Source organism: Candidatus Zixiibacteriota bacterium (assembly GCA_036480375.1).
In the GTDB taxonomy this organism is placed as follows: Bacteria; Zixibacteria; MSB-5A5; order GN15; family JAAZOE01; genus JAZGGI01.
In genome coordinates this window covers 70,558-76,895 of sequence record JAZGGI010000023.1, presented here as the reverse complement: position 1 = coordinate 76,895, position 6,338 = coordinate 70,558, and the positions used below count along the sequence as shown (strand labels likewise).

General features: G+C 45.3%; 8 protein-coding genes. 3 read left to right on the top strand and 5 right to left on the bottom strand.

The genetic code is table 11. The features are described 5' to 3' along the window. The 5 genes from V3V99_06130 to V3V99_06110 all read right to left on the bottom strand — a co-directional run. Nucleotides 1-703 (bottom strand): 3-hydroxyacyl-CoA dehydrogenase NAD-binding domain-containing protein (locus tag V3V99_06130; protein MEE9442228.1); only part of this gene is annotated, 703 nt, incomplete at its 3' end. A 24-nt stretch (nucleotides 704-727) separates the two neighbouring features. Further along, on the bottom strand, nucleotides 728-1,918 hold the full coding sequence (locus V3V99_06125; GenBank protein ID MEE9442227.1) for an acetyl-CoA C-acetyltransferase: 1,191 nt from the start codon (nucleotides 1,916-1,918) through the stop codon (nucleotides 728-730). Nucleotides 1,919-2,129: 211 nt separating this feature from the next. Beyond that, entirely contained in the window at nucleotides 2,130-2,375 is a 246-nt protein-coding gene (locus V3V99_06120; GenBank protein ID MEE9442226.1) for a hypothetical protein, read from the bottom strand. An 84-nt stretch (nucleotides 2,376-2,459) separates the two neighbouring features. Further along, the gene (locus tag V3V99_06115; GenBank protein MEE9442225.1) at nucleotides 2,460-2,915 is read right to left on the bottom strand and encodes a hypothetical protein; all 456 of its coding nucleotides are present in this window, start codon (nucleotides 2,913-2,915) and stop codon (nucleotides 2,460-2,462) included. Nucleotides 2,916-3,010: 95 nt separating this feature from the next. After that, a complete protein-coding gene (locus tag V3V99_06110) occupies nucleotides 3,011-3,184 on the bottom strand; it encodes a hypothetical protein (protein MEE9442224.1) in 174 nt (57 codons plus the stop codon). A gap of 532 nt (nucleotides 3,185-3,716) precedes the next feature. On the opposite strand from V3V99_06110, the gene V3V99_06105 reads away from it, so the two are divergent. From V3V99_06105 to V3V99_06095, 3 genes are all read left to right on the top strand, one after another. Beyond that, nucleotides 3,717-4,283, top strand: a complete 567-nt coding sequence (locus tag V3V99_06105) for a hypothetical protein (protein MEE9442223.1) — start codon at nucleotides 3,717-3,719, stop codon at nucleotides 4,281-4,283. Then, nucleotides 4,280-5,200 carry a PfkB family carbohydrate kinase gene (locus tag V3V99_06100; protein ID MEE9442222.1) on the top strand — a complete coding sequence of 307 codons (921 nt, stop codon included), beginning with the start codon at nucleotides 4,280-4,282 and terminating at the stop codon, nucleotides 5,198-5,200. The genes V3V99_06105 and V3V99_06100 overlap by 4 nt, the downstream gene beginning before the upstream one ends. Nucleotides 5,201-5,514: 314 nt before the next feature. Then, nucleotides 5,515-6,330, top strand: coding sequence for a mechanosensitive ion channel domain-containing protein (locus V3V99_06095; GenBank protein ID MEE9442221.1), 816 nt, complete (start codon nucleotides 5,515-5,517; stop codon nucleotides 6,328-6,330). Nucleotides 6,331-6,338: the final 8 nt, after the last annotated feature.

The window sequence follows — 6,338 nt, the reverse complement described above, 5'->3', positions numbered from 1 at the left end:
CCAATGTCAGCGGTCCCATTGGATGAGCCAAGCCAAGCTTCATCACGGTATCAATACCTTCCGCCGTCGCCACTCCTTCCATGAGCGTGTATGCGGCTTCATTTATCATCGGTAAAAGTATCCGATTAGCGACAAAGCCCGGGTAATCCTGAACCTCAACCGGAACCTTCTTTATTTTCTCCGATAATTCCTTAATCAAATTGTATGTCTCATCGCTGGTGGCAATACCCCGAATCAATTCGATAAGCTTCATCATCGGGACCGGATTCATAAAATGCATCCCAATAACTTTGTCGGCGCGACTTGTTACACCGGCCAATTGGGTAATGGGCAAAGATGACGTATTTGACGCCAGAATCGTATCGGCGGGACAAATCGTGTCGAGTTCCCTGAATAAACCCAATTTAACTTCAAGGTCTTCAAAGATCGCCTCAATTACCAATTGAGAATCTATCGCGACATTCAAATCCGTCGTCGGATTAATTCTTTTCAGAGCCGCTTTTTTATCATCTTCGGTGATTTTTTCTTTCTTAACCTGGCGACCCATATTCTTGTTAATCGTCGCCAGCGCTCTATCGAGAAATTCCTGCGTCGTATCGACCAGATTAACATTATATCCGCATTGGGCCAGATGGTGGCAAATTCCGTTGCCCATCGTGCCGCCCCCGATAACCGTAATTTGTTTAATATCATCGACAGTCATTATTTTTATCCTCCCAAAAGTCTATTACATCATTTCAATTGCCATCGCTACGGCGTTACCACCGCCAAGACATAAGGTCGCCAGCCCGTTCTTGCCGCCACGATCCTTAAGGGCATACATCAAAGTAGTCAAGATTCTGGCTCCACTGGCGCCAATAGGATGCCCCAGGGCTACCGCGCCGCCATTGACATTTACTTTATCCCAATCCCAGCCGATTTCCTTGCCGTCAGCCAGGCACTGCACCGAAAAAGCCTCATTGGCTTCAATAAGATCAAAATGATTTACATCAATACTCATTTTGGCGCACAAATTATTGACGGCATGAATAGGCGCGTAAAATATCAATTCCGGTTCAATGCCTGCGGTGCCGTAATCAACGATCCTTGCCATCGGTGTCAGATTATTCTTTTTCATATACTCTTCTGAGACAACCACAACCGCTGAACTGCCGTCATTCAGACCGGGTGCGTTTCCGGCCGTTACCGTGCCGTCTTTCTGGAAAGCGGGCCTTAATTTCGCAAGACCTTCAATTGAGATTTTTGCGCGAGGACCTTCATCCTTTTTGAAAATAATCGGATCGCCTTTTCTCTGAGGAATCTCAATAGGGAAAATCTCATTATCGAATTTCCCTCCATCCTGAGCGGCCAGAGCCTTCTTATGAGAATTTAAGGCGTAATCATCCTGCTCTTCCCGGCTAATTTTGGATTTATCAGCAGTCAATTCCGCGGCGTTCCCCATGTGCCAGTTCTTAAACGAACACCACAGGCCATCAAGAACCATTGAGTCCTGAAGCTTCTTGTCGCCGAATTTCAAACCGCCTTTAGCGCCGTGCAGAACATATGGACTTCCCGACATCGACTCCATCCCACCGGCGATAATACAATCGGCGTCGCCCAATCGTATCGCCTGGGCCGCCAGCATGACAGCTTTGAGTCCCGAACCGCAGACTTTGTTAATGGCCAAAGCGCCCGCTTTGGGCGTGATCCCGGCATGGATAGCCGCCTGTCGCGCGGGGGCCTGCCCGACGCCAGCCTGAACCACCTGCCCCATAATAACTTCATCTACCTTATTGGGGTCTATTCCGGCCCGGTTGACTGCTTCTTTTATAGCAAAGGCTCCCAATTTAGTGGCTGGAAAAGAAGACAACCCACCCAAAAATGTCCCAATCGCACTCCGGCAGGCAGACACTATATATGCTTCACTGGTAAATCCCATAATCTATCCTCCCAAAAATTGTTACACTATAAGAGATTAATTATACGAACAGAAATTATCAATTGCAAGTGAATACTATCACAAGCGTAATACGTCGAACGACTCTTTGAATATTTACTGAAACCGTTCAGTTTTTTGAAATTTACCTATAATAAAACAGGGGCTTCGAAAAGCCCCTGTGTCGTCTACAAATTGCCGTTAAATGCGATAATTATTTGCCGCAGCAGCCCGGTCCGCCGGGAGGACATTGCACCACTATGCAATTCTCTATCATCTCGGGAGTGCATTCCTCAATGGGAATACATGTGGCGTCTTCAGGGCAGCAGTCCGGATTGGCTCCTTCACCGTATTCCACAGTTGAATTTTGTGAAAGTGGTGAAAAACCGGCAATTACCGAACCGGCAAAAACTAACGCAATTGAAATTGCCAAAACGGCAATAATTGGATGCTTTTTCATAGTATTAAATCCTCAATTCAAAATATTCATCCATAGTAAGAAATCATTGTCTGAACCACGCGAGTTCATGGTTATTGCCAAAAATCAACATCTGAGGACCGTACTTGGAATTGAGGGATGGATGCCTGGATTTAATGATTTATGAGTATTTGCTTGTTTAGAAATGTCCGTGTGAAAAATGTTTTCCGGCAGGGCAATGTTATTCTCATACTGGTATTGAAAGATCCGGTATTCAACAATAACGGGACGAGTTTCCGGCATAGCGAGGCAACATTCAGCGCAGCTTTGATTATCCAACATTTCATAGGGGTAGTCAGGATCCATATCAGGAATTAAAGTTATTGGAGGAGCACAGCCGCCGCATCCTGATACAACGACGATGCAGATCGGATCGGAATCCATAACAAACATATCGTCGCATGCTTCAAGAACCTCCAGACATTCATCCGGTATCGGCATTAAAGCACACGTTACCGCATCATCAATGAAGGTAAAAGACGCGAAAAATATTAAAGCAATTATCGCTGAAGCCCTCTGCACCACTTCCTCCTTCGTCAATTTATTTTACGATTAGCGGAGGAAATGGTTCCCGGCTTTTGGAACAGGAAAAATTAATCTTTTCCCGGGGTGTATTGTTATGTCTTTCGCAATTCCAGCTCAATCGAAGACGATGTCACTCTCCTGACGTAAATCATCAAATATTCGTGTACGATTTCTTTTTGAGTCGTCGGCAAAAACAAATTATAAGCCATCGAATTGTGAGAGCTTGACCAGGTCAAAACCAGAGAGTAAGTATGTTCATTGGGCATCCCGGCGAAAATTATTTCATCCTAACGAAACCATCCGGTTTTCATCTTAACGCGCTGATTTATCTGGAACGTATAAATTCCTTCGTATATCATTTGGCCCTCCTTCTTCAGGATATTCGTATAATATATGGTTTCCGGAACCTTTTTATTCAATAAAATCGGTCTCAAAATGGGTTTGTTTCCTCAGATTAACGTTTTGGGTCATATCAACTCGGTGGTGATTCCGACAGGAGAAGGCCTGTTTTTGGCTGTCGGGGATGTCATCCCTTTTTGGCTGTCGCATAGTTTATCTGAACTCTTGCCACGTCGTCGGTCATTTATCACAAATACTAAATCATAGACTATACCCTTCAAAAATGCGTTTGTTTTCGGAAATTGAGTTGGATTTGATGGAAAAATGTGAATGCCCACAGCGGGACCTACTCTAGGTAAATATTCTATCTTTACTATTACTTCTTATTGACATTGTCTCTTTTGTGGGATAGATTGCTGTGAAAAAGCGTTGCAAAGTATTATGTTAGGCAGGATTACTATGAAAGACAATCACGATTATGAACAGCTTTCCGATGATTGGCGACATCGCGATCAGGTTACCTGGCAACTACCCTCGGTCTTGGTAGCAGTGTCCGGAGCTTTGATCGCGGCAGTTCTTCAATTCGATAAGTTGACGTGCGCTGGCGTGAGAGATTACCTTCTGTGGGGAGGCCTCCTTTTTGCTGGTCTCCTTTCAATCGCATTGGGGCAAAATCTTTATTTCCAAACGGTGGCGGAGGATTTGATGGATGCAATTAAGAACGGTGAGCCAGTAAGGGGAAGCAGCATTCCTAAGCGCAGGGCAAATGGACCAGCCTTCGGAACATTTGTGAGAAGATGTGTTGTCAAGACGGGTTCAACCGGCCTCTTCCTCCTGAGCGCCGGCCTTACCGGCTTTCTTGCGTTTCTGATAAGCGACCTCCAATTTCAAAGCGAAACAAAGTTCATATGGTGGATCGGGACGGGAATTATCGTGGTGGGCTTGACTATTTTCATAAACAAAATGATTTACGCGTGTCACAAGCAAGCATCGAATCCCCCAAAGAAAGGAAAGGACAACCAATGATGTTCGATGCCTGCGTAATTGGCCACATAACGAAGGACATCGTAAACACCGTTGACGGTGAAATCGAGATGCCTGGAGGCACAGTCTACTATACTGCTGTCGCTTTGAAGAATCTTGGCATGAATGTTGCGGTGATTACCAAACTCCGTGATAAAGATACTTTCCTCTTAAGCGAATTAGAGAAAGAACACATCCCTGTTTTCTTGGGAGAAAGTGACCGGACGACGACGTTCATGAACGTGTATTCGAGTGACACCAATACGAGGGAACAACGGGTGAAAGACGTGGCGAGGCCGTTTACTGTCGGCGACGCATCACGTTGTGAGGCCAGAATCTTCCATCTTGGTCCGTTGACGAAAGATGAGATTCCCCTTGAAGTAATTCGGTTTCTTGCCGGCAGCGCAATAATCTCGCTCGATGTGCAAGGGTTCGTGAGGGACGTTGTGGGGAGAAGTCGAGGCTGGGCGCGAGTGAGGCATGTAGAGTGGAAAGAGAAAACGGCAGCGCTTGCCTTTGTGAACATAGTAAAGGCTAACGAAGAAGAGGCGAGAATTCTGTCACATCAACGGGATATGAAAGAAATTGCCGTCGAGCTATCAAACTACGGTCCAGAAGAAGTGGTTATAACCCGTGGGAGCAATCCCTCATTGGTCTACTCCAAGGGTAAATCATACTGGGTTCCCACTTATCCACCTAGGAATACAGTTGCCCTTGACCCGACCGGTTGCGGCGACACTTACATGGCTGGCTATCTCTTCTATAGAGAGAGATGCACCAAACTTGATGAAGTGGGGAAATTTGCGGCGATGACCGCCTCTCTAAAGTTAGAACGGCGCAACCCGTTTAGAGGTGACGAAGAAGACGTCAGAGATTTTGCCAATGCAGTTGGACAACCTTTACCCCAACGGCCTGACTGATCGACAGGTGGCCCACTGTCATCCCGCTTAGGGGATGACGGTGGATTCCCGCCATTTCATTCAATAATACTTCGATTATATGATAATAGCAACGAATATTTTTAGGGCCGTATGGATGAATATTTTCCCACGGCAAGACTGTGGGCCACCATTACGACAACACCAAGCGTGTCACTACATGGAAATTATTTTGACAAAGAATTAACTTCACATAATTATCCACAAATCGTATCATAGTAAAAGTTAATAATGGGCAATTGAGGGATACTCGTAAGATTGAAATCAAGATTTAATCAATAATCTCAGGAGGAAATATGGATGCTATTTGGATTCAGATTAGTGATTGGGCTGCCTTATACGGACTGAAAATCGTAGGCGCCCTGGCAATTCTGATTTTCGGTCGCATGGTTGTAGGGATAATTTCCGGCACGATCGGCCGCATCATGACTAAAAGCAAAATGGATGAAACACTTTCTAAATTTCTGAGAAGTGTTATTCGCATTTCACTGATGACAGTCGTTGTCATTATGGCCCTCGGAAATATCGGTATTCAAACCACCTCGTTTATTGCCATCATGGCCGCCGCCGGATTGGCTATCGGTCTCGCCTTTCAAAATTCTCTTTCAAATCTCGCATCGGGAATCTTAATAATTATTTTTCGCCCATTCAAGAGCGGCGATTATATAGAAGCCGGAGGTTCCGCCGGTACAGTCGAGGAAATTACAATATTTACGACGGTGCTCAAATCTCCCGATAACAAAAAAGTCATAATACCTAACAGCTCCATTACTGGCGGTAATATCGTCAACTCTTCCGCCAAAGAAATGCGCCGTATAGATATGGTCTTCGGCATCGGATATGATGATGATATCAGGCAGGCCAAATCACTTTTGGAAGAAATAATCAAAGCCGATAGTAGGATTCTCGACGACCCCGCCCCTCTGATCGCGGTATCTGAATTGGCCGATAGTTCGGTCAACTTTGCCGTCCGTCCCTGGGTCAAAACGGCGGATTACTGGAATGTCTATTACGACATTACCGAAAAAGTAAAACTTACGTTCGATGAAAAAGGAATTTCCATTCCATATCCCCAACAGGATGTTCATATGCATCAGGTAACGGCCAACTGAGGAGGATT